The sequence below is a fragment of the Streptococcus sp. HMSC066E07 genome, from assembly GCF_001814695.1.
Taxonomy (GTDB): Bacteria; Bacillota; Bacilli; order Lactobacillales; family Streptococcaceae; genus Streptococcus; species Streptococcus hominis.
The window spans coordinates 79,741-82,539 of the sequence record NZ_KV817446.1 but is presented as its reverse complement, the minus strand read 5'-3'; the positions used below and the strand labels follow the sequence as shown (position 1 = coordinate 82,539).

At 34.2% G+C, this 2,799-nt stretch carries 1 protein-coding gene; it reads right to left on the bottom strand.

Features of this window, described 5'->3' with window-relative positions:
• Positions 1 to 2,383, bottom strand: a 2,383-nt coding sequence (locus tag HMPREF2984_RS05370; RefSeq protein ID WP_257362615.1) for a Spy0128 family protein, incomplete at its 3' end; no start/stop codon positions are given.
• Positions 2,384 to 2,799: the final 416 nt, after the last annotated feature.

The window sequence follows — 2,799 nt, the reverse complement described above, 5'->3', positions numbered from 1 at the left end:
CAAACTCAAACTCGTCTTTTTGTAGCTGACGGCCCGTAAGAACTTTGTTCACTTCTAATCGAGCGAAAGTCTTTCCTGGAGCATAGCGATTCTCAAAAGTTGGTTTTTTAGTCTCCTCACCAGCTTTCGAATAAGTGACCTTTGTAACTTCAAGTTTTCCTCCCTTATCTTTGACAGTTACAGTTGCCGAGATAAGATTCGGTTCATATTCAACTCCTGGAACATCACCAGCTTTTTCACTAATGGTATAATGATAGGTTCCTGCTTTAGTATATTCAAGCTCTTTGAATTGAACTTTTCCGTCAGCATCATTTTTCACAGTTTGGAGAATTTGCCCATTCTCTTTTAGGTCAAACTCAAATTCACCTGCTTGAAGTTTACGACCTGTCAATACTTTCTTAACTGTTAATGTCGCTTTTGTTTTTTGAGAAATATATAGATTAGTAAATGTATCCCTGTTTTCAAAGGTGCCATCAGGTAATCCTGCTTCATAGGTGATATTTGCAATTGTTAATTTTCCAGTCTTATCTTTTCCAACTGTTACCTTTGCATAAATAATGTTAGAGTCGTAGTGGATAGCAGGATCTGTTGAACCGCCTGTTTCTTCAATTTTATATTGATAGACTCCTTCTTTATCATATTCAATTGATTTGAAGGTAACTTTCCCACCTACATTTTTTGCTTTTTGAGTTTGATTAGTTTGCTTATCTGTTAATGTAAACTCAAACTCATTATCTTTAAGTGTGCGACCAACGAGCTTCTTATTCACCTGTAAAGTCGCAGATACTTTTTGCCGTTTATTTGAAATATCTAAACTGTAAGACTTACTACTATTGAAATTTTCTGGTTTAACCTTAATTTCTTTGCCTGTTAACTGATAACCATCCGGCGCTTTGATTTCTTTAATAGTATAATTGTCTTTCAGCAAATTAGGAATCGCGACTTTTCCTGTACTATCTGTAGTGAAATCACCAACTACAGCACCATTACGGTCGCGGGTCACTCTAAAGACAGCTCCTGCTAACGGTCCCCCAGATACTTCGTCTTTTTTGTGTAGTGTGACAGAGTAAACATAGCCTTCTGCACTTCCACCAGCCTCTACATAGGTAGTTTTGGCGATAGAATCTATGATTTTTGTTTTACTAGACCAAAGAGACGCTATGTTTTCAACAACTTCACCACTTTGTAATTTATAATTTGCCTTAGCTTTATATTTAATATGGTAGCCTTCATCCTTATTTATTTTTCCTAATTTAATAGAAAATTCTGAGTCAGATAAAAATTCCACATTAAATTGGTTTGTAACAGTCTTTTTATTTTCTAAAACCCATCGGTTGTCTTTAATGACCCATTTTCCTTTATAAATTTCAAAACTATCTTTAACATAGGAAATATTTGGTGTTTTTAAAATATCAGTTACTTTTGCATCCAGAACTTCTTTTCCTGACTGATTTACAGTGATATCATAAGTGATGGTATTGTCTGGTTTAAAATTGCCTACTTTTGTCAAATCTTTTTGTGATGGCGGAGTTAAACCTCCAAACTCTACTTCTCCTATCGGAACTATATTCCGATTAACTGTAATTTGGAGTGGAACTTTTTTCTTTTCCTTTACGATATGATGATTAACATAAGTATAAAAATAAAAGCTACCAGAAACATCTGATTTGTTTTCAACATACTTTGTATAGGTCAACTTTAATAGTCGATTCTCTGGATCAATAGTTGCACGAGCTACAACTTGACCATCTTTATCTTTAATATCAAAATTAGGAGTTGACACCAAAACCAGATTTTCTGAAATCTTGAATGTTGTATAATCCCCTTCATGCACATCGTTATTTGGCAACTTAAACTGACCATCAATTTTAAATTGTTCCCATTGTTGCAACGGTTTGTTTAATGGTTTCCCATCTTTATCGGTAATACTAAATTGCGTAATCGCATCTATTTCTTTTGCTGCCCTTTTAGTTTTAGGGGCTGCTTGGGTATCTTTAGTATCTTTAGTATCTTTAGCAGCAGGGGGTGCTCCTGGTTTGCTTTCATTTTTTTCCTCCACATTATCAGTTTTCTTTGAAGCAGTATCTTCTTTTACTTGGCTCGAATCAGCACTTGCTTCCGTTTTATTTTCAGAAGCAGGCATTTCAGCCTTTTTCTCTTGGCTAGAACTGTCATTTGTGCCTGTCGAGTCAGTAGAAGGTGTTGTTTGTTTAGCTGTCTCTTCTTCTCTAGACGAATTTTCCAAACCTTTTTTCGTCTCTGACTGAGTTGTCAATGCTGAAGATTGATTCGTCAGCGTTTGAGCAACAGCACTAGCCGGTGATAAGATTGTTGAAGCCAGCAATAATGCTACCCCAACAAGATTCATCATTTTTTTAATCATTACGATTTCCTTTCTATAGTTTTTTAGAATTTTGCATAAAAGTATAAACTTCTAATAAAACCATTATACCAACCCCTTTATAGCACTTTCAATCAAAATGACCTGTATTCTCTCTCTATTTCTTGACAGTCTGTAAAGTTTTTGATAAGTTATTTAAAAAATATTTTACTGGATCTGCAATCTCTGTAGTGAGGTAAATCCTTAGCAGAGATTAAGAAGCCCTGCTTTATTGTGATGCCGATAGTATCTGATTTTAAGTCAGTTTTTTTAAATCTAAGGCAAAATACAGTTTAGTTATGTTGTTTTTATATTTATACACATTTTTTATTGTAAATTTGTTTACAAAACGTAAACTTTTCCCAGATTTTTCGCTAGACTACATATATTTTTTACATTAAAATATGTATAAGGAGAGA